Here is an 18,289-nt window from a genome sequence, read left to right as displayed (position 1 = left end):
GGCGCGCAGGGCGGTCTCGGCGGCGCGGGTGACCTCGGCGTCGGACAGGGCCGCGCGGGCGGTGAGGCGCAGGCAGGAGCGGCCGGCAGGCACCGACGGCGGGCGGAAGCAGCCGACGGACACGCCCTCGGAGCGGCACAGCGCCTGCGCGGCCACCGCCCGATGCGGGTTGCCGACGGGCAGCGGCACGACGGCACCCGCGGTGCGGGCGACCCCGAGGGCGTCGGCCAGGGACCACGACGTACGCCGCAGCGCGCTCACCCGGTCGGCGTCCACGAGGCGCAGGGCCGCGAGCGCCGCGGCCGCCGCCGACGGAGCGAGCCCGGTGTCGAAGACGAAGGCCCTGGCGGTGTCGACGAGGTGGTCGCGCAGCCCGGCGGGACCGAGCACGGCGCCGCCCTGCGATCCGAGCGACTTCGACAGCGTGACGGTCACGACGACGTCCGGCTCGCCCGCGAGGCCGGCGGTCGCGGCAGCACCCGCGCCGAGCGGCCCCACGACGCCGAGCCCGTGGGCGTCGTCGACGAGCAGCGCCGCACCGTGCCGGCGGCAGGCGTCGTGGAGCTCGGCCAGCGGGGCGACGTCGCCGTCGACCGAGAAGACGGTGTCGGTGACGACGAGAGCCCGCTCCTCGGCGCGACCACGCAGTGCTTCCTCGACCGCGGTCACCGAGGCGTGTGGCACGACGACGACGCGGGCCCGTGAGAGGCGGCAGGCGTCGACCAGGGAGGCGTGGTTGCTCTCGTCGCTGACCACAAGGGTGCCGGGGCCGGCGAGGGCCGCGGCGGCGCCGAGGTTGGCGAGGTAGCCGGAGGAGAAGACCAGCGCCTCGGCCGTGCCGACGTGGGCCGCCAGCGCCTGCTCCAACGCGTCGTGCAGCGAGGTGGAGCCGGTGACGAGCCGCGAGCCGGTCGAGCCGGCACCGAAGTCGCGCAGGGCGGCGACGGCGGCCTCGACGACTGCAGGGTGGCGGGCGAGCCCGAGGTAGTCGTTGGAGGCGAGGTCCAGCAGGGCGTCGCCGGCGGCCCGCGGACGCAGGACGCGGTGCAGGCCGGCCTCGGTGCGGCGCGCGGCCGCGTCGACCAGCCACCCCAGCGCGTCGCTCACGGTCACGACGCTACCGACGCGACCCGGCGCGGCCGCGCGGTGGATGGGCAGAAGGCACGGGGCGCAACCCGGCGCGGCCGCGCGGTGGATGGGCAGGAGGCACGGGGTGCAACCCGGCGCGGCCGCGCGGTGTTCTGGCAGGAAGCACGCGGCGGGTGTCGGCCCTGCCGCGGCGACCCGACCGCCCCGACCGCGAGGATGGCCCTGTGGACCGCCGCTCCTTCACCGTGCTCCTGCTGCTCGCCGCCACGTGGGGTTCGTCGTACCTCTTCATCGCCGTCGCCCTGGAGGACCTCGGGCCCTCGGTCATCACCTTCCTGCGGCTCGCCCTCGGTGCGGCCGTCGTCGTCGCGATGGCCGCCCGTGAGCGGGTGCTGAGCAGGCTCAGGGGGCGGCTCAGGGCGGTCACCGCGCTCGGCGTCGTCCAGCTCGGCGCCCCGCTGCTGCTCATAGCGGTCGGCGAGCAGGACATCCCCAGCGCGCTCGCCGGGACCCTGGTCGCGGCGACCCCGGTCTTCTCCGCGCTCATCACCCGAGGGGCGAGCACCCCCGTCCAGCTCGCCGGTGTGGCAGTGGGCTTCGTCGGCGTGGCCCTGCTGCTCGGGCTCGACGCCACCGCGGCCGGTGACGGCGGGCTGAAGGGCGCCCTCCTGGTCGTGCTCGCGGCGCTGGGCTACGCCGTCGGGGCGGCCTGGCTGGCCCGGTCCTTCGCCGACCTGCCGCGGCTCGCGACGCTGTCCGGGACGATGACGACGAGCGCGCTGCTGCTGCTCCCGCTCGCGCTGCTGGACCTGCCGACGCGCGCCCCCGACGTCGAGACAGTGGCCTCGGTCGCGGCCCTCGGCGTCCTGGGCACCGGCGTCGCGTTCGTGCTCTTCTACCGCCTCGTCGCGACCGTCGGCCCGACGAAGAGCCTGCTCGTCACCTACCTCGCGCCGGTCTTCGCGGTCGGCTACGGCGCGCTGCTGCTCGACGAGCGGATCGTGGCCTCCACGGCGACCGGCCTCGGGCTGGTGCTCGGCGGCGCCTACCTCGCGGGGGCGCGCCCGACCCGCACGTCTCGCACGCAGGACGCCACGACCTCGGTCAGCTCGTCCACCTCGTCGTAGGTCGAGCCCAGCGGGGGCATCAGCACGACGACCGGCCCGAGCGGGCGGATCAGCACGCCGCGGTCGCGGGCCAGTCGGCACACCCGCAGACCCACCCGGTCCTCCCCAGCGAGCGGAGCGAGCTCGATCCCGGTCATCGTGCCGATCCGGCGTACCTCCACCGCCCCGTCCTCCAAAGTCAGCGACGCGAGCCCCTCCCCCAGGCGACGCCCGAGCGAGGCGGCGTGCGCCACCGTCCCGCGCGCGTCCATGAGTCGCAGGTTGGCCAGGGCGACCGCGCACGACAGCGGGTTGGCGGTGTAGGTGTGGCCGTGGAAGAAGGTCCGTCCCGACGTCGCGTCGCCGAGGAAGGCGGAGTAGACGGCGTCCGTCGCGAGGACCGCCGACAGCGGCAGGTAGCCACCGGTCACGCGCTTGCCGCAGGCCAGCAGGTCGGGGGCCACGCCGGCCTGCTCGACCGCCCAGAAGGTGCCGGTCGCGCCGACGCCGGTCGCGACCTCGTCGACGACGAGCAGGGCTCCGTGGGCGTCGCACAACGCCCGCGCGCCGCGCAGGAAGGAGGGGTCGTGGGTGAGGATCCCCGAGGCCGCCTGCACCAGCGGCTCGACGACGACAGCGCAGACCTCGGAGCCGTGCTCGTCCATCCAGGCGCCCAGCTCGGACAGGACCTCCTCGGCCCGCTCGACCGCCGTCTGGCCGGGAGCCCGGACCCCCGGGGAGCCGGCGTGGTGGACGTCGAGCAGCAGCGGTCCGTAGGCCCCGTGGAAGAGGTCGCTCTGCCCGACGGAGACCGCCCCGAGGGTGTCGCCGTGGTAGCCCTCACGCAGCCCGACCACCCGCGGCCGGTGCTCGCCGCGCTGCACCGCCGCCTGGTAGGCCATCTTCACCGCGGCCTCCGCGGCGGACGACCCGTCGCCGGCGAAGAAGACCTTCCCCGCCCACGGCGCGGTCCGCAGCAGCTCCTCCGCGAGCTCGATCCCCGGCTCGTGGGTGAGCCCCAGGAAGGTCGAGTGCGCGACCTTGTCGAGCTGGGTGCGCACGGCCTCGTCGAGCGCCGGCTCTCGGTGGCCGTGGACCGTGACCCACAGCGAGGAGACGCCGTCGAAGAGCCGCTGGCCGTCGGTGGTCCAGAGGTAGCGGCCCTCGGCGCGGTCGATCACGAGGGGCTCGTCAGTCGGCCACAGGGCGTGCTGGGTGAAGGGGTGCCAGACGGCGGCGAGGTCGCGCTCCACGAGGGTCACGACCCGCGACTCTAGGCTCGCGGTCGTGTCGACCCTCGCGGACCTGGTGCGCGCCCGCACCGACCTCGGGCCCGCCGACGTCGACCGCCTCCACCGGCTGGTCGGCGAGTGGCAGCTCGTGGCAGACCTGTCCTTCGCCGACCTCGTGCTGTGGTGCCGCACGCGCGAGGGCGGCTGGCTCGCGGTGGCCCACATGCGGCCGACGACCGGCCCGACGGCCTACCCCGACGATGTCGTCGGCAGCGAGCTCGCGACACCGGACCGGGTGGAGCGCGCGTGGCGCGACGGCCGGATCGTGCGCGAGGGCGAGCCGGAGTGGCGCCACAAGGTCCCGGTCCGCCAAGAGGCCGTCCCGGTCCGTGACGGCGACCGCACGATCGCGGTGCTGTCGCGCGACACCAACCTGGCATCGGCCCGGATGCCGTCGCAGCTGGAGCTGACCTACCTCACCGCGGCCGGCGAGCTGCTGCAGATGGTCAGCGAGGGCTCGTTCCCCTTCAGCCACGCCCCCGACCCCGAGGGCAGCCCGCGCGTCGGCGACGGCTTCCTGCGCCTGGACCGCACCGGCCACGTCGTCTACGCGAGCCCCAACGCCCTGTCGGCCTCGCGCCGCCTGGGGGTCACCGGCGACCTCATCGGCGCCCACCTGGGCCACACCATCAGCCGGCTGTCGGCCGGCCCGGGCCTCGACGAGCCGCGCGGGTCCGCCGCCGTGGCCGCGGTCCTGCGCTTCCGCGAGCCGCGCGAGTCCGAGGTCGAGGGCAGGGGTACGACGGTCCTGCTCCGTGCCCTGCCGCTCGTGCCGGGCGGCGAGCTGCGGGGAGCCGTCGTGCTCCTGCGTGACGTCACCGAAGTGCGTCGCCGCGACCGCCAGATCATGGGCAAGGACGCGACCATCCGCGAGATCCACCACCGGGTGAAGAACAACCTGCAGACCGTCGCCGCCCTGCTGCGGCTGCAGGCCCGTCGCATGACCGACCCCGCGGCCCGGGCGGCGCTGGAGGAGTCGGTGCGCCGGGTCGCGTCGATCGCGGTCGTCCACGAGACGCTGTCGCGCGCGCTCGACGAGTCGGTCGCCTTCGACGGCATCGCCGACACCGTCCTCGCGATGTGCGCCGAGGTGGCGGCCCCCGAGTCGCAGGTCCGGGTCGTACGCCGGGGGAGCTTCGGTGTGCTGACCGCCGAGGTGGCGACGCCGCTGTCGATGGTGCTCACCGAGCTCGTCCAGAACGCCGTCGAGCACGCTTTCGCCGGTCGGGCCGGCGTCGTGGAGGTGCTCGTGACCCGGGTGCCCGGGCGGCTCGAGGTCGTCGTGGCCGACGACGGCACCGGCCTGCCCGAGGGCTTCGACCTGCTCGGCTCGCCACGGCTGGGCCTGCAGATCGTGCGCACCCTCGTCGACGGCGAGCTGCGGGGGACGCTCGAGCTCGTGCCGGGCGAGGTCGGGACGCAGGCGCGCCTCGTCGTACCCCTTGTGGAGCCAGCCCCGGACTGAGTCCGGTCAGCGCAGGGCGGCGACCAGCACGGCGAGCGCCTCGAAGTCGGGGTCCTGGGCGTTGGCGCCGTTGACGCGCTGGACGACGAGGTAGAGGACCCAGACGAACACCGCCAGCAGCGCCAGGGCGAGCAGCCGGAAGCGCCAGACGGGCAGCCACGCCGGTGCCGCCTCACGGGCGACGACCGGCGGGGAGGTCCAGCGCTCCCGGGTGGGCATGCTCAGGCCGTGTGGGCGCGGGTGCGGCGAGTGAGCGCGCGGCGCTCGTCCTCGTCGGTGCCGCCCCAGACGCCCGCGTCCTGGCCGGACTCGATCGCCCAGGTCAGGCAGTCCTCCACGACCGAGCAGCGTCGGCAGACGGCCTTGGCCTCGTCGACCTGCGCTGCCGCTGGCCCGGTCGTCCCGATCGGGAAGAACAGCTCCGGGTCCTCGTCACGGCAGAGCGCGCGGTGGCGCCAGTCCATGCGATCCAACTCCTTCGTTGGCGACCGGTCCTCGGGGGAGGATCCGGCGCTCCTCACCCCGTCGCCGGCTGCGGCAGGGTGCTCGTGCGGGTGCTTCGGGATCATGGCGCTGCGGGCGAGCGGAGGCTAACCCCCATGCGTCACGACGTCCACGACGAGCGTGGACCGAACCGCGTTCTGAACGTGCGGCCAGCGTTGCACCGGGGCTGCACGCTGGCAAGCGATGCGCGCAGGCACAGCGCCCTCCAGGGTGTCGCCTTCGTCACGTCCCGGGTCGGAACGTCGTGATCGCGATCCTCCCCCGAGTGACGCGGTTCACTCCTACGGGTTCAGACGAGAACCTGCAGGGCGTCGCGGACGGCGGTGAAGCGCACCGCGGAGCGGTCGCCGAGGTCGTCGCCGTCGACCTGCAGGGGCAGTGGCCGGTCGGCGGCCACGGTGAACGCGTCGAGGTCGTGCAGGGCCAGCAGCGCCTTCCCGCGGGGCCGCACGCCGGTGGCGAGGATCTGGCGCAGGTGGCGCAGCGTGCCCACGGTGCCGAGGGTGCGCAGACCGAACACGTCGAGGCCGGTCTCGAACGACGCGTCGGGGCACGGGACGACGGGGCGCGCGCCCAGATAGGTCCAGGGCGAGGTGTTGCAGACCAGGGCGAGGCCGAGGGTCTCGGTCTCGACGCCGTCACGGACCAGGCGTAGCGGCGGCAGTGACCGGTCGGTGCCGCGGAAGAACTCCACGAGCGCCTCGCGCACGAACAGCTGGGGCGTGGCCCGCTTGCCGTGGCCGCGCCGGTGCTCGACGCGGCGCACCACCTCGGCGTCGAGACCGAGGCCGGCGCAGAAGGTGAACCAGCGCTCGTCGGCGAGGCCCAGCCCGATCGTGCGGCGCCGGTCGAGGCGGATGGCCTCGAGCAGGTCGGAGGTGGCCTCGACCGCCGTGCCGGGCTGGCCGAGGGCACGTGCGAAGACGTTGGTGGAGCCGCCGGGCACGACGGCGAGCGCGGGAACCCGCGGCCCCGGTCCGTCGTGGAGCAGCCCGTTGACGACCTCGTTGACGGTGCCGTCACCGCCGAGCGCCACGACGACGTCGAGGCCGTCCTCGGTGGCCTGCCGCGCGAGCTCGGTCGCGTGGTTGCGGGCCTTGGTCTCGACGACCTCGAGGCGGGTCTCGCTGGCGAGCGCGTGGGCGAGCACGTCGCGGGTGCGGGCGCTCGTGGCGGTGGCCTTGGGGTTCACGACCAGCAGCGCGCGCATCGACACAGGGTAACCGGCGCGACCTGGCTAGCCTGGCGTTGTGCCGATGCCCGGGCCCGTCCGCCTCGCCGCCGTCCTGCTCGCCCTGGAAGGCGCCGCGCTGTCCCTGCTCGGCGTCGCCTTCGGCATCGCGGGCGTCGTCGGGGACCCCGACGACCGGGCCTTCACCTTCGCCGAGGCGGCCATGGTCGTTGCGCTGGGGGTCGCCCTGCTCCTGCTCGGGCGTGCCGTCGCCGCCGAGCGCGGCTGGTCCCGCTCGCCCGCGGTGACCGTCCAGCTGCTGGCCCTGCCGGCCGGGATCGGGCTCGCCCAGAACGGCGTCTGGTGGCTGGCCGCGGTCGTGCTGGGCCTGGCCGGCACGGTGCTCTACCAGCTCGCCACGCCCGAGGCCCGGCTCGCCTTCGACCGACGCGGGAACTGACGGCCGCGCGTCCGGCGTAGGAGCCTGTCAGTCCTCGCTGAGCAGGCCCTCGCGGAGCTGGGCGAGAGTGCGGGCGAGCAGCCGGGAGACGTGCATCTGGCTGATGCCGAGCTCGCCGGCGATCTGCGACTGGGTCATGCCGCCGAAGAAGCGCAGCATGAGGATCTTCTTCTCGCGCGGCGCCAGCTTCTCGAGCAGCGGCTTGAGCGACTCGCGGTACTCCACGCCCTCGAGCGCGTCGTCGACCATGCCCAGCGAGTCGGCGACCGCGGGGGAGTCCTCGTCGCCGCCGTCGGGGGCGTCGAGCGACACCGCGGAGTAGGCGTTGGCCGACTCGAGGCCCTCGAGGATCTCCTCCTCGGTGAGGCCGAGGTGGGCCGCGAGCTCGGCGACGGTGGGGGAGCGGCCGTTCTTCTGCGACAGCTCGGAGGTCGCCTTGCTCAGGCTGAGCTTGAGCTCCTGCAGGCGTCGCGGGACGCGGATCGCCCAGCCCTTGTCGCGGAAGTGCCGCTTGATCTCGCCGACGATGGTCGGAGTGGCGTACGTCGAGAACTCCACCCCCCGCTCGAGGTCGAAGCGGTCGACCGACTTGATCAGGCCGATCGTCGCCACCTGGATGAGGTCGTCGAGCGGCTCGCCGCGGTTGCGGAAGCGGCGGGCGAGGTACTCCACCAGCGGCAGGTGGGCCTCGACCAGCTCGTCGCGGATGCGGGCACGGCGCGAGTCGTCGGGCTCGAGTGCGGCGAGCTCGGCGAACTGCTCGCGGGCGCGCGCGCGGTCGGCGAGCTGGCGCTCGCTGCGGGTCTCCACCGGGGCTTGCGTGGGCGGCTCGTCGCTGCCGTCGGGCTGCACGGGGAGGACGGTCTCGTCGGTCACGGGATCGGTGCTCGTCTGGCTGCCCGTCATGCCGGGGCCTGCTCGTCGCGGTGCTTGCGCAGCGAGATCGTCACGCGCTCGTCGGCGTCGACCGAGCTGTCGACCTCGCCGGCCAGCGCGGTGAGGACGGTCCACGCGAAGGTGTCGCGGGAGGGCTGTTGGCCCGACAGCGTCAGGACGGTCACCGAGACGGCGATCGCGTCGCGGGTCAGCTCGAAGCTGCACTCGAGGTCGGCGCCCGGCACCGCCTGGGACAGCAGCATCGCGCAGGCCTCGTCGACCGCGATCCGCAGGTCCTCGATGTCGTCGATGGTGAAGTCGAGGCGCGAGGCGAGGCTCGCCGTCGCGGTGCGCAGCACCGACAGGTAGGCGCCGGCGGCGGGCAGTCGCAGGGTGACGACGTCGCGGGTCGCGCCGGTGGGCGCGGGTCCGCTCGTCTGGCTCGCTGGGCTACTCATGCCGTCCGTCATGCCCCCTCCTACCGACCCCGCGTCACCGGGGTCGCACGACTGGCCCTGAGCGCGCCAGGGCGACCGGGCACGCGCCCCGTCGACGTCAGCATGCCCCCTTTGCGGGTCGCCACACCTGGCCGAGCGAGATCTGTGCCGCACGAAGCGGGCCCTGGTGGTGAACACTGGCGGCACCCGGGGGCAACGGTGCCCGACCGGGGAGTGGACGAAGGGCGGACACGTGCGGGCGACACGACGGACGGTGCTGAAGGCCGCTGCGGCGGCGCCCGTGCTCGGGGCGACGGCGTTCCCGTCTCGCGCCGACGCGGCCGTGCCCCTGCGGCCGCAGGGGACAACACTGGACAGCACCGTCCTGCGCGGACCGGCCGTAAACGCCCAGGGCTACGTCCGGGTCGTCTCCGGGCCGGGCGAGCCGCACCTGCTGCGCGAGGACCTCGGCACGAAGGCCCGGGCCGGGCGGGCCGGCCGCCGGCGCCCGCTGCTGGCGCTGGCGCACCTCACCGACATCCACGTCATCGACGCGCAGTCGCCGGCCCGGGTGGAGTACACCGACCGCTACGACGACGACCCGCAGACGGCGTTGATCTTCTCGGCGGCCTACCGCCCGCAGGAGATGCTGACCACCCAGGTCGCGGACGCCATCGTGCAGGCGGTCGAGGACGTGCGGGTCGGCCCGGTGTCCGGGCGGCGCCTCGACTTCGCGATCTGTACGGGCGACAACAACGACAACTGCCAGCGCAACGAGCTGCGCTGGCAGATCGACGTCCTCGACGGGACCCGCTTCACCCCGGACTCCGGCGACCCCGCGCGGACCGAGTCGGTGGCGGATGCCTCCCCGGACGACTACGACATCCACTACTGGCACCCCGACGGGACGCCCCCGGGGGCAGGGCCCCTCGCGGCCGACGACAACGCCCGTCGGCTCTACGGCTTCCCGACCGTGCCGGGCCTGCTCGACGCCTCCCGCCGCGCCTTCACGCCGAAAGGCCTGTCGATCCCTTGGTACACCTGCTTCGGCAACCACGACGGGCTCGTCCAGGGCAACTTCCCGGTGTCGATCCAGCTCGGCCAGATCGCGGTCGGGCCGCTGAAGGTCACGTCGTTGCCGGCCGGTGTGTCGATCGACGACCTGCGCAAGGGCGACCCGGCCGCGGCGGCCGCGCTGGCCGCCGCACCGGCCCGGCAGGTCACGCCGGACCCGATGCGCGCGGTCATCAGCCGCACGGAGTCGGTGAAGGAGCACTTCACCACCGGCGGGCTGCCGCTCGGTCACGGCTACACCGCGGCCAACGTCGCCGCGGGCACCGCCCACTACGTCTTCGACCCGCACCCGTCGGTGCGCGGCATCGTCATGGACACCTGCAACCCCAACGGCTACGCCGACGGCTCGCTCGACGCCGAGCAGTTCGCCTGGCTGCAGGCCGAGCTGGCGCGGGCGGAGTCGGAGCGCAAGGTGGCGCTGCTCTTCAGCCACCACACCAGCCAGTCGCTGGAGAACCCGATCACCTTCGTCGATGACCCGCAGTTGCGGGTGCTCGGCGCCCAGATCCTCGACGCGCTGCTCGTCGCCCCCGCGCTCGTGCTCTGGGTCGACGGCCACACCCACCGCAACGAGGTCCGCGCGCACCTGCGGCCCGGCGGAGGGGGCTTCTGGGAGATCAGCACCGCGTCCCACGTCGACTGGCCCGCGCAGGCCCGTGTGCTCGAGCTGCTCGACAACCGCGATGGCACCCTGTCGGTCTTCGGCACGATCGTCGACGCCGCCGCGCCGCTGGCCTACGCCGGGCGCCTCGACTCCCCGCAGGCCCTGGCCTCGCTGGCCCGTGAGCTGGCCGCCAACGACTGGCAGGGGCGCGGTGACGGCCGCCGCGGCGCGGTCGAGGACCGCAACGTCGAGCTCGTCGTGGCCGCCCCCTTCGCGCTGTCGACCACTCCGACCGCCCCCGCCCGGCCCGACACCGTCGTCGCTGACATCCCCGGCCTGCTGCCCGCGACCGGTGGCCGCGACGCCCTGGCGGCGGCTGGTGCGGCCGCCCTCGCCGCCGGCCTGGCCCTGCGCGCCCGCCGCCCCGACCCCGCGCCCGACGCCTGACCCCGGCCCCACGCCCCACGCCCGGGCCGCACCCCCACCGTCCTCCCCCGCTTGTGCGCCGTTGTCGGCGCTACGGAGGGCCGTAGCGCCGACACGGGCGCACAGGCGGGGTTGTGGGGCCGACACGAGCGCACAGGCGGGGTTGTGGGGCCGACAGCGGCGTACAAGGGGGACAGTGGTGGGGTGGGAATCGTCGCGCTCGTGGTCCTGGGTGGGGCGCTGGGGTCGCTGGCGAGGTACGCCGTGCTCGAGTCCGCCCCGACGGCGCGGCCCGCGACGCTGCTGGTCAACCTGTCCGGCTGCCTGCTCATCGGTCTGCTCGTCGCGCGGCGACCCACCGACCGGGCGCGGGCCTTTCTCGGCACAGGCGTCCTCGGCGGCTTCACGACGATGAGCGCGGTCGCGGTCGACGTGGCCTCCTCCGAGGAACCGGCCAACATCGTCTACCTGGCGATCAGCGTGGTCGGCGGTGTCGCCCTGTGCCGGCTCGGCCTCGCGCTCGGTGCCCGCCGGTGACCGCCCTGCTCGTCGCCCTGGGTGGCGCGTTCGGTGCCGTCGCGCGGTGGCTGGTCGGGCAGCGCCTGCCCGGACGGCGCGGCACCCTGGTGGTCAACGTCGCGGGCAGCTTCGCGCTGGGCGTGCTGCTCGCGCAGGGGGCCTCGTCCTCGGCGTACGCCGTGCTGGGCACCGGGTTCTGCGGTGCGTTCACGACCTTCTCGGCCTTCGCGCTGGACAGCAGCGAGGGCGAGGGCCGGACCGTCTATGCGGTCTCGACCCTCGCCCTCTGCGTGACCGCCGCGGCGGTCGGGCTGCGCCTCTAGTAGCGGATCAGGCCGCGGAAGTTCTTGCCGTCGCGCATGTCCTGGTAGCCCTGGTTGATCTCGTCGAGGGTGTATTCGGTGGTCACCATCTCGTCGAGCTTGAGCTTGCCGGCCTTGTAGAGGGCGAGCAGCTTGGGGATGTCGACCGCCGGGTTGGCGTTGCCGAAGATGCAGCCGACGAGCTCCTTGCGCTGCATGGCGAACTCGAACAGGTTGAGCTTGACGTCCTCGGCCAGCATCGGCGTGACCGACGTGACGACCGCGCGTCCGGCCTTCTTGATGATGGACATCAGCTGGGCGACGTGGCCGCCCTCGCCGGTGCCGACGCAGAGGATCGCCTTGTCGGCCATCCGGCCCTCGGTGAGGCCCTGGACGAGGAAGAACGCCTCCTCGTGGGAGGCGGCGGTGTGGGTCGCGCCGAAGGCGAGGATCGCCTCGCGCTTCCACTCGACCGGCTCGACGACGACGACGTTGAGGGCGCCGGCGAGAGCCGCGCCCTGGACGGCGGCGTTGCCGATGCCGCCGACGCCGTAGACGACGACGGTCTCGCCGGGCTGGACGTCGGCGGCGTTGACGGCCGAGCCCCAGCCGGTGGTGACGCCGCAGCCGACGAGGGCGGCCTTCTCGAGCGGGATGTCCTTGTCGATCTTGACGCAGGACTGGGTCGAGACCACGGAGTACGGCGAGAAGGTGCCGACGCCGACCATGATGCCGAGGTCCTTGCCGTCCTTGGTGTGGTGGCGTGCCGTCTGGTCGGTGAACTGGCGGCCGCCGAGCAGGAAGGCGCCGAGGTCGCACAGGTGCGACTGGCCGATGCGGCAGCTCTTGCACTTCCCGCAGCTCGGGATGAAGGAGAAGACGACGTGGTCGCCGACCTCGAGCTCGGTGACGCCCTCGCCGACCTCGATGACCTCGCCGGCGCCCTCGTGGCCGCCGATGACGGGGAACTGCGACAGCCCCATGAAGTCGGCGATGTCCTGCGGCAGCACCATGTCGCCCGTGACCATGTGCTCGTCGCTGTGGCACAGCCCGGAGGCGGCCAGCTTGACGAGCACCTCGCCGGCCTTGGGCGGGTCGAGCTCGATGTCCTCGACGGACCACTCGGTCTGGGGGCCGTAGAGGATGGCGGCGCGCGTCTGCATCGAGACTCCTTCGGGTGGTGATGCGGTCGTGAGTAGAACGTGTTCTCGTGAAACTACCGCGTGACGGCGGTCACGTCACGGAGTCGACAGCCAGCACGCTCCTGCGTCAAGCGCCCGCGAGAGCGGTGAGCGCATCGCCGTCGACGCGCCAGACGGTCCACTCGTCCTCGGGCTTCGCGCCGAGGCTCTCGTAGAAGCCCTGCGCGGGGGTGTTCCAGTCGAGCACCCACCATTCGAACCGGGCGTAGCCGCGCTCGACGGCTACGCCGGCGAGGGTCTGGAGCAGGGCGCGGCCGAGACCGGACCCGCGGGCTTCGGGGCGGACGAACAGGTCCTCGAGCCAGAGCCCGGGCAGGCCCTTCCAGGTGGAGAACGTGACGTACCAGAGCGCGAAGCCCACGACCTCGCCGTCGAGCTCGACAAGGTGGCAGCTGGCCACCGGGGAGTGGCCGAACAGCGCCTCCTGGAGCATCGAGGCGGTGGCCTCGACGGCGTCGGGCGCGCGCTCGTAGGCCGCCAGCTCGCGGACGAGCTGCAGCACGACCTCGACGTCGGCGGGCGTGGCCGGGCGGATGCTCACAGGTCCTCCGGGGGGTGGCTTGACGTGTCGTTCCACCTCATGACAACTGGGTGGTCGCGATAGGTGCCCAGGGTGCTCACCGACCCGGCGTCCATCGTGAAGGCCGCGCCGCCGACGGCGCCCCAGCCGACCCAGGTGCCGGCGAGCGCGCGCAACGAGTGGCCGTGCCCGAACAGCACGACGTCGCCCTCGTCCAGCAGCGGCGCGACCCGCGCGAGGGTGCGCCGGCACCGGAGCTCGACGTCGGCGGCGGACTCACCGCCGGGCGGCGGGTCGGTCCAGATCCACCAGCCCGACCGCTCCGCGCGGATCTCGGCGGTGGTGCGCGATTCGTAGTCACCGTTGTCCCACTCGACGAGGTCGCCGTCGACCTCGGCGTCGGGAAAGCCTGCCAGCAGAGCGGTTCGGCGGGCCCGCACCAGCGGCGACGTGACGCAGCGGGTGCCCGCGACGAGCAGTCCGGCGAGCGACCGGGCCTGCGCCTCGCCGCGCTCGGTCAGGGGGAGGTCCGTGCGGCCGGTGTGCTTGTGCGCGCGTGACCACGCGGTCTCGCCGTGCCTCACCAACAGCAGGTCGCCCACGGGGGAAGGCTCGCAGACGGCAACGGCCCGGCACCCGTGGGGGTGCCGGGCCGCGTGCGGCGTACGGGGCTGGAGCTAGGCCTTCTTGGTCGCCCAGAAGATCTCGGCGATCTCGTCGACCTGGGTGATCAGGGTGTCGGCGTGGGCCGGGTCGAACTCCTGCTTGGCCTTCGACGCGGTGTTGCAGGCGGCCTTGATCTTCTCACCGAGGCCGGGGTGAGCCTCCTCGTGGGCGGGCTTGAAGTAGTCCGTCCACAGGATGAGCAGCTCGTCCTTGACCTTCTGGGCGTGCTCCTCCTTGACCAGCACCATGCGGGTCTTGGAGTTGAGAGCCTTGTCGTCGTCACCGGTCACGGCGGCGAACTTGTCGTACATCGCCTTGACCGTCTTGGCCGCGATCTGCGCGGTGGAGGGGTCGTAGATACCGCACGGCACGTCGCAGTGGGCGGAGACGACCAGCTTGCTGAGGAAGCGCATGAGAGGTCCTTTCGTCGGCTGTCCCCGACACTACTGAGGTGCGCTACTCGAAGGCTCGGTGGCACCGGGCGGTCGTCTCCGGGCCCTCCATGCTCCCCGTTCTCGCCGACGGCGACAGCGTGCTGGTGCGGCGTCGAGGGCAGGTCGCCGAGGGTGACGTCGTGGTGGCCCGCTTCCGCGAGCTGCCGGACCGGCTGGTCGTGAAGCGGGCCGTCGCCAGGGCCGACGGCGGATGGCAGCTCGAGTCGGAGAACCCGGCCGTCGAGGGGCACGGCGTGACGCGCGGGGTGGGTGACGTCGAGGGCGTGGTCGTCTGGCGCTACCGCCCCTGGCCGCCCCGCCGCGTGGAGTAGATGCTGCGTAGCGCGCTGTAGCAGCGAGTGCTACGCTGAGGCATGACGAAGGTGATCGCGCAACGGGACCTGCGCAACGACAGCGGCAAGGTCCTCGCCGCGGTGGTGGCGGGCGAGAGCTTCCTCGTGACGCGCAACGGCACGCCAGTGGCCGAGCTGAGGCCGGTGGTCGCTGGCCGCAGGACCCGCGTGCCTCGCGCCGAGCTGCTGGCTGCACTGGCCACGGCGCGCCCGCTGGACCGCCGGGCGTGGCGGTCGGAGCTGGACGCGATCGTCGACCCGGGCCTGTGACCGCTGGGCTGCTCGACACCTCGGTCGTCATCGACTGGGACCTCCCCGAGGTCGCAGCGGCCCTCCCCGACGAGGTGTCGGTGTCGACGATCACGGTCGCCGAGCTCGCGACCGGGCCGCACCTGGCCAGGACGGCGGCTGAGCGCGCCCGACGACTGACGCGGCTGCAGGAGGTCGAGTCCCTGTTCGAGCCCCTCGACTTCGACCGCGCCGCGGCCCGCGGCTACGGGCAGGTGGTCGCAGCGGTCGCCGATGCAGGCCGTTCCCACCGGCCGCGCGCGCTCGACCTGATGATCGCGGCCATCGCCCTGACCCACGACCTGCCGCTGCTGACGCGCAACGCCGTGGACCTGGCCGGGCTTGAGGGCCTGGTCGAGGTGCGGGGCGTCTGAGGCTGCTCAACCGCCGGACATCGCGCCGATGACGAGGACGGGCTCGCGACCGTCGAGGACGGCGTCGGGCAGAGGGTCGTCGACGGGCTGGTGCGACAGGTCCTCCTCGCAGGCGTAGATCCGCACGAACGCGCGGCGCAGCCCGGTCGCCGGGTCGCGGATCGTGCCGCGCAGGGCCGGGTAGGCGGCCTCGAGCGCGTCGACGACCTCGGCAACCGTCGAGCCCTCGACCGTGACCTCTCCGTCGACCTTCGCGAGCGACTTCAGGTGGTAGGGCAGCACGACCCGCGTCATGGCAGCGTCTGCACCTCGACCGACAGCACCGCCGGCAGGTGCATCGCGATCGCATCCCACGAGTCGCCCCCGTCGGGCGAGCAGTAGACTTGGCCACCCGTGGTCCCGACGTAGACCCCGCACTCGTCGAGCCGGTCGACGGCCATCGCGTCGCGCAGGACGTTGACGAAGCAGTTCTCCTGCGGCAGGCCCTTCGTCAGCGGCTCCCACTCCCCGCCGCCCGTGCGGCTGCGGTAGACCCGCAGTCGTCCCTGGTGGGTCACGTGCAGGTAGTCGCTGGTGATGGGTACGACGAAGACGGTCTCCGGCTCGTGGGCGTGCACGTCGATCGCGAAGCCGAAGTCGGTCGGCAGGTCGCCGCTGACCTCGGTCCACTGCCCGCCGGCGTCGTCGGTGCGCATGACGTCCCAGTGCTTCTGCATGAACAGCGTGTCCGGGCGGTCGGGGTGCATCGCGAGCTTGTGCACGCAGTGGCCGACCTCGGCCTCCTGCTCCGGGATCTCGCCCGACAGCAGGCCCTTGTTGATCGGCAGCCAGGACTGCCCGCCGTCGTCGGTGCGGAAGGCCCCGGCGGCGCTGATTGCGGTGAACAGCCGCTGCGGGTCCGTCGGGTGCTGGAGGATCGTGTGCAGGCACAGGCCGCCGGCGCCCGGCTGCCACTCCGGTGCGCTCGGGTGCTGGCGGAGCGCGGGCAGCTCGGTCCAGGACGCCCCCGCGTCGCCGGACCGGAAGAGGGCGGCGTCCTCGACCCCGGCGTAGACGGTGTCGGCGTCGAACAGCGACGGCTCGAGGTGCCAGACCCGCGTGAACGCGAACGGCTTCGGCGTGCCGTCGTAGTCCTTGCGACTGCCGGGGTCACCGGCGTAGGCCAGATCGTTGCCGACCGGGTCCCACGTCGCGCCGCCGTCGCGCGAGGCCTGCAGGACCTGGCCGAACCAGTCGCCGGACTGCGACGCCCAGAGCCGGTCGGGGTCCACCGGTGAGCCGGCGAGGTGGTAGACCTCCCAGCCCGCAAAGTGCGGCCCGCTGATGACCCAGTCACGCCGCCCCTCGTCGCTGGTGAGCACGAACGCCCCCTTGCGCGTCCCGACCAAGACCCTGACACCCGGCATGGCGCCACCTCCTTCTCGCAACCTCGTCGATGTGGGGAGGTCACGCAAGAGCCGGGCTCATCGGTCAGTCGCGGTACTCCTCCTGTCCTACGCCCGTGACCGAGACGACGTGGTCGTCGTCGGCGTCGAGGTAGGTGATCGGGCGCGGTCCGCGGACGAGCGGGCTGGTCCAACGCTCGTCGCCGTCGCCGGCCTGGACGGCTCGCAGGGTCTCGCCGTCGCCCCCGAACAGCACGCCCTCGTGCGCAGTCAGCCCGTAGGAGACCGGCACCGAGCCTGCGCTGCGCGAGCCCGTCACGGGGTCGCGGAGGAACCCAGTGGTGCGGTCGCTGTCGAGCAGCGGCGCGTAGCGCTGCGGGGAGCTGTCGGTGGGGGTGTGCCAGCGCTCGCGCCCCGTCACCGGGTCGAGCCCGTAGGCGACGCCGTCCACGAGGACCGCGGGGTGCTCGCCGGCCGCCGCCGACCGGCTGATGCTGCCCGTCGACTCCCACGTCCACGCGACCGCGCCGTCGGACAGCGACAGCGCGGTCAACAGCCCGCTTCCGTCGGACGCGCCGCACCCCACCAGTGCGTGGGTGCCCGACACGACGCTGCTGTTTCCGTCCGGTCGGCAGTCGAGCCGCGTCGTCCACCGGGCCGTGCCCGTCTCGGGGTCGAGCAGCGAGACCGCGCCGCCGTCGTCGAGCAGCACCGTCCCCTGGTCCTCCCACGCCTGCACCACCTGCCCTCGGGTGTCGCGCGACCACAGGACCTCACCGGTCGTGCGCCGGGTCGTGAGGCCGCCCGCGCGGGCCACGACCACGACATCGCCCACGACCGCGGCGGGCAGCCGCGCCCCCGCCTCGGTCCAGCGGCGCTCGCCGCTCGCGAGGTCGAAGGCGGTCAGTCCCGCACCGGTCGCGACGAGGACCACGTCACTCGCCAGCACCGGCTCGGTAGCACCGGCAGTGGCCTCGAGCTCGACCTCGCGCAGGACCGCGCCGTCGTCGGCGTCGCGGACCTGCAGCACCGTGCGCGGCTGCTCGCTGACCGCGCCGACGGACCCGTCGCCGCACGCGACCGCTCCGAGCAGGAGCAACGCGGCGGCGACGTGCCTCATGACCGGAGCGACTCGGTGAAGGCCAGGCACTCGTCGTACGACGGGAGCAGTCCGGAGGCACGGGCCTCGGCGAGCGTGGGCGCGGCGGCGTCCTTGTCCGACAGCAGGTGCTCGACGTCGTCGGGCCAGGGGAGTCCGAGCTCGGGGTCGAGCGGGTGGATGCCGTGCTCGCCGCCCGGGTTGTAGGGCTCGCTGCACAGGTAGGTGACGTTGGCGTCGTCGGTGAGGGCGAGGAAGGCGTGGCCCATGCCCTCGGGCAGGTAGATCGCGCGCCGGTCGACGTCGTCGAGCCGGACGCTGTCGACGACGCCGAAGGTCGGCGAGCCGACCCGGATGTCGGCGACGACGTCGAGGACGGCGCCGCGGGTGCAGTAGACGTACTTCGCCTGGCCGGGCGGGACGTCGGCGAAGTGGACGCCGCGCAGCGTGCCCTTCTGGCTGACCGAGTGGTTGGCCTGCTTCACCGTCAGCGGGTGGCCGACGGCCTCGGTGAAGACCGGCGCCTTGAACCACTCGAGGAAGACGCCTCGCGGGTCGGGCCACTGCTTCGGCGTGAAGACGTAGGACCCCGGGACCTTCAGCTCGTCGACCTGCACGCGACGACCCTAGCGGGGGGTTGCGG

24 protein-coding genes are annotated in these 18,289 nt (G+C 73.6%); 9 read left to right on the top strand and 15 right to left on the bottom strand.

All coding sequences use genetic code 11. From position 1 onward, the window contains the following. Positions 1 to 1,107, bottom strand: a 1,107-nt coding sequence (locus tag Q8R60_06140) for an 8-amino-7-oxononanoate synthase (protein ID MDP3712049.1), incomplete at its 3' end; no start/stop codon positions are given. 206 nt (positions 1,108 to 1,313) lie between these two features. Between Q8R60_06140 and Q8R60_06135 the strand changes: the two genes are divergently transcribed. After that, positions 1,314 to 2,216 carry an EamA family transporter gene (locus Q8R60_06135; GenBank protein ID MDP3712048.1) on the top strand — a complete coding sequence of 301 codons (903 nt, stop codon included), beginning with the start codon at positions 1,314 to 1,316 and terminating at the stop codon, positions 2,214 to 2,216. On the opposite strand, the gene bioA is transcribed toward Q8R60_06135, so the two are convergent. Next, positions 2,135 to 3,457: an adenosylmethionine--8-amino-7-oxononanoate transaminase gene (bioA, locus tag Q8R60_06130; GenBank protein MDP3712047.1), complete on the bottom strand. Its 1,323-nt coding sequence runs from the start codon at positions 3,455 to 3,457 to the stop codon at positions 2,135 to 2,137. The two genes, Q8R60_06135 and bioA, sit on opposite strands and share 82 nt — an antisense overlap. A 25-nt stretch (positions 3,458 to 3,482) precedes the next feature. Between bioA and Q8R60_06125 the strand changes: the two genes are divergently transcribed. After that, positions 3,483 to 4,952 carry a histidine kinase N-terminal domain-containing protein gene (locus Q8R60_06125; GenBank protein MDP3712046.1) on the top strand — a complete coding sequence of 490 codons (1,470 nt, stop codon included), beginning with the start codon at positions 3,483 to 3,485 and terminating at the stop codon, positions 4,950 to 4,952. 6 nt (positions 4,953 to 4,958) lie between these two features. Here Q8R60_06125 and Q8R60_06120 read toward each other — a convergent pair whose 3' ends face one another. The 3 genes from Q8R60_06120 to Q8R60_06110 all read right to left on the bottom strand — a co-directional run bounded on the left by Q8R60_06120 (position 4,959) and on the right by Q8R60_06110 (position 6,666). After that, positions 4,959 to 5,171 carry a hypothetical protein gene (locus Q8R60_06120; GenBank protein ID MDP3712045.1) on the bottom strand — a complete coding sequence of 71 codons (213 nt, stop codon included), beginning with the start codon at positions 5,169 to 5,171 and terminating at the stop codon, positions 4,959 to 4,961. A gap of 2 nt (positions 5,172 to 5,173) precedes the next feature. Then, positions 5,174 to 5,416: a WhiB family transcriptional regulator gene (locus Q8R60_06115; GenBank protein MDP3712044.1), complete on the bottom strand. Its 243-nt coding sequence runs from the start codon at positions 5,414 to 5,416 to the stop codon at positions 5,174 to 5,176. 329 nt (positions 5,417 to 5,745) lie between these two features. Then, complete coding sequence (locus tag Q8R60_06110) at positions 5,746 to 6,666, bottom strand: diacylglycerol kinase family protein (GenBank protein ID MDP3712043.1); 921 nt, start codon at positions 6,664 to 6,666, stop codon at positions 5,746 to 5,748. Positions 6,667 to 6,706: 40 nt separating this feature from the next. Between Q8R60_06110 and Q8R60_06105 the strand changes: the two genes are divergently transcribed. Continuing rightward, positions 6,707 to 7,087: a hypothetical protein gene (locus Q8R60_06105; protein MDP3712042.1), complete on the top strand. Its 381-nt coding sequence runs from the start codon at positions 6,707 to 6,709 to the stop codon at positions 7,085 to 7,087. Between the two features lie 27 nt (positions 7,088 to 7,114). On the opposite strand, the gene Q8R60_06100 is transcribed toward Q8R60_06105, so the two are convergent. Then, positions 7,115 to 7,993: an RNA polymerase sigma factor SigF gene (locus tag Q8R60_06100; protein MDP3712041.1), complete on the bottom strand. Its 879-nt coding sequence runs from the start codon at positions 7,991 to 7,993 to the stop codon at positions 7,115 to 7,117. Further along, the gene (locus Q8R60_06095; GenBank protein MDP3712040.1) at positions 7,990 to 8,421 is read right to left on the bottom strand and encodes an anti-sigma regulatory factor; all 432 of its coding nucleotides are present in this window, start codon (positions 8,419 to 8,421) and stop codon (positions 7,990 to 7,992) included. Before Q8R60_06095 ends, Q8R60_06100 begins: the two co-directional genes overlap by 4 nt. 253 nt (positions 8,422 to 8,674) lie before the next feature. Between Q8R60_06095 and Q8R60_06090 the strand changes: the two genes are divergently transcribed. The 3 genes from Q8R60_06090 to Q8R60_06080 all read left to right on the top strand — a co-directional run bounded on the left by Q8R60_06090 (position 8,675) and on the right by Q8R60_06080 (position 11,346). Further along, positions 8,675 to 10,525: a TIGR03767 family metallophosphoesterase gene (locus Q8R60_06090; GenBank protein ID MDP3712039.1), complete on the top strand. Its 1,851-nt coding sequence runs from the start codon at positions 8,675 to 8,677 to the stop codon at positions 10,523 to 10,525. 183 nt (positions 10,526 to 10,708) lie between these two features. Then, positions 10,709 to 11,041, top strand: a complete 333-nt coding sequence (locus Q8R60_06085; protein ID MDP3712038.1) for a CrcB family protein — start codon at positions 10,709 to 10,711, stop codon at positions 11,039 to 11,041. After that, a complete protein-coding gene (locus Q8R60_06080) occupies positions 11,038 to 11,346 on the top strand; it encodes a CrcB family protein (GenBank protein MDP3712037.1) in 309 nt (102 codons plus the stop codon). Before Q8R60_06085 ends, Q8R60_06080 begins: the two co-directional genes overlap by 4 nt. Here the strand turns inward: Q8R60_06080 and Q8R60_06075 are convergent. The 4 genes from Q8R60_06075 to sodN form a co-directional block, all read right to left on the bottom strand. Continuing rightward, positions 11,343 to 12,488 carry an NDMA-dependent alcohol dehydrogenase gene (locus Q8R60_06075; protein ID MDP3712036.1) on the bottom strand — a complete coding sequence of 382 codons (1,146 nt, stop codon included), beginning with the start codon at positions 12,486 to 12,488 and terminating at the stop codon, positions 11,343 to 11,345. The two genes, Q8R60_06080 and Q8R60_06075, sit on opposite strands and share 4 nt — an antisense overlap. 106 nt (positions 12,489 to 12,594) lie before the next feature. Then, positions 12,595 to 13,068, bottom strand: coding sequence for a GNAT family N-acetyltransferase (locus tag Q8R60_06070; GenBank protein MDP3712035.1), 474 nt, complete (start codon positions 13,066 to 13,068; stop codon positions 12,595 to 12,597). Next, positions 13,065 to 13,649 (bottom strand): histidine phosphatase family protein, encoded by a 585-nt coding sequence (locus Q8R60_06065; protein ID MDP3712034.1) that lies wholly within the window; start codon positions 13,647 to 13,649, stop codon positions 13,065 to 13,067. The genes Q8R60_06070 and Q8R60_06065 overlap by 4 nt, the downstream gene beginning before the upstream one ends. A gap of 75 nt (positions 13,650 to 13,724) precedes the next feature. After that, positions 13,725 to 14,126, bottom strand: coding sequence for a superoxide dismutase, Ni (gene sodN / locus Q8R60_06060; GenBank protein MDP3712033.1), 402 nt, complete (start codon positions 14,124 to 14,126; stop codon positions 13,725 to 13,727). A gap of 38 nt (positions 14,127 to 14,164) precedes the next feature. Here sodN and Q8R60_06055 point away from each other — a divergent pair, with 38 nt between their 5' ends. From Q8R60_06055 to Q8R60_06045, 3 genes are read left to right on the top strand one after another with little or no spacing between them, the layout of a single operon-like run. After that, positions 14,165 to 14,479 carry a S24 family peptidase gene (locus Q8R60_06055; GenBank protein MDP3712032.1) on the top strand — a complete coding sequence of 105 codons (315 nt, stop codon included), beginning with the start codon at positions 14,165 to 14,167 and terminating at the stop codon, positions 14,477 to 14,479. Between the two features lie 42 nt (positions 14,480 to 14,521). Beyond that, positions 14,522 to 14,770 (top strand): type II toxin-antitoxin system prevent-host-death family antitoxin, encoded by a 249-nt coding sequence (locus Q8R60_06050; protein ID MDP3712031.1) that lies wholly within the window; start codon positions 14,522 to 14,524, stop codon positions 14,768 to 14,770. Then, complete coding sequence (locus Q8R60_06045) at positions 14,767 to 15,162, top strand: type II toxin-antitoxin system VapC family toxin (GenBank protein ID MDP3712030.1); 396 nt, start codon at positions 14,767 to 14,769, stop codon at positions 15,160 to 15,162. The genes Q8R60_06050 and Q8R60_06045 overlap by 4 nt, the downstream gene beginning before the upstream one ends. A 6-nt stretch (positions 15,163 to 15,168) precedes the next feature. Here the strand turns inward: Q8R60_06045 and Q8R60_06040 are convergent, their stop codons facing one another. From Q8R60_06040 to rfbC, 4 genes are all read right to left on the bottom strand, one after another. Next, positions 15,169 to 15,456, bottom strand: coding sequence for a hypothetical protein (locus Q8R60_06040; GenBank protein ID MDP3712029.1), 288 nt, complete (start codon positions 15,454 to 15,456; stop codon positions 15,169 to 15,171). Next, positions 15,453 to 16,568: an exo-alpha-sialidase gene (locus tag Q8R60_06035; GenBank protein MDP3712028.1), complete on the bottom strand. Its 1,116-nt coding sequence runs from the start codon at positions 16,566 to 16,568 to the stop codon at positions 15,453 to 15,455. Before Q8R60_06035 ends, Q8R60_06040 begins: the two co-directional genes overlap by 4 nt. Before the next feature lie 64 nt (positions 16,569 to 16,632). Continuing rightward, positions 16,633 to 17,667 carry a PQQ-binding-like beta-propeller repeat protein gene (locus Q8R60_06030; GenBank protein ID MDP3712027.1) on the bottom strand — a complete coding sequence of 345 codons (1,035 nt, stop codon included), beginning with the start codon at positions 17,665 to 17,667 and terminating at the stop codon, positions 16,633 to 16,635. Further along, the gene (gene rfbC, locus Q8R60_06025; protein MDP3712026.1) at positions 17,664 to 18,263 is read right to left on the bottom strand and encodes a dTDP-4-dehydrorhamnose 3,5-epimerase; all 600 of its coding nucleotides are present in this window, start codon (positions 18,261 to 18,263) and stop codon (positions 17,664 to 17,666) included. Before rfbC ends, Q8R60_06030 begins: the two co-directional genes overlap by 4 nt. Between the last annotated feature and the right edge of the window lie 26 nt (positions 18,264 to 18,289).

This window comes from Mycobacteriales bacterium, from assembly GCA_030697205.1.
Taxonomy (GTDB): domain Bacteria; phylum Actinomycetota; class Actinomycetes; order Mycobacteriales; family SCTD01; genus JAUYQP01.
Note: the sequence above shows the minus strand (reverse complement) of the source record. Positions and strands in the feature narration are given on the sequence as shown.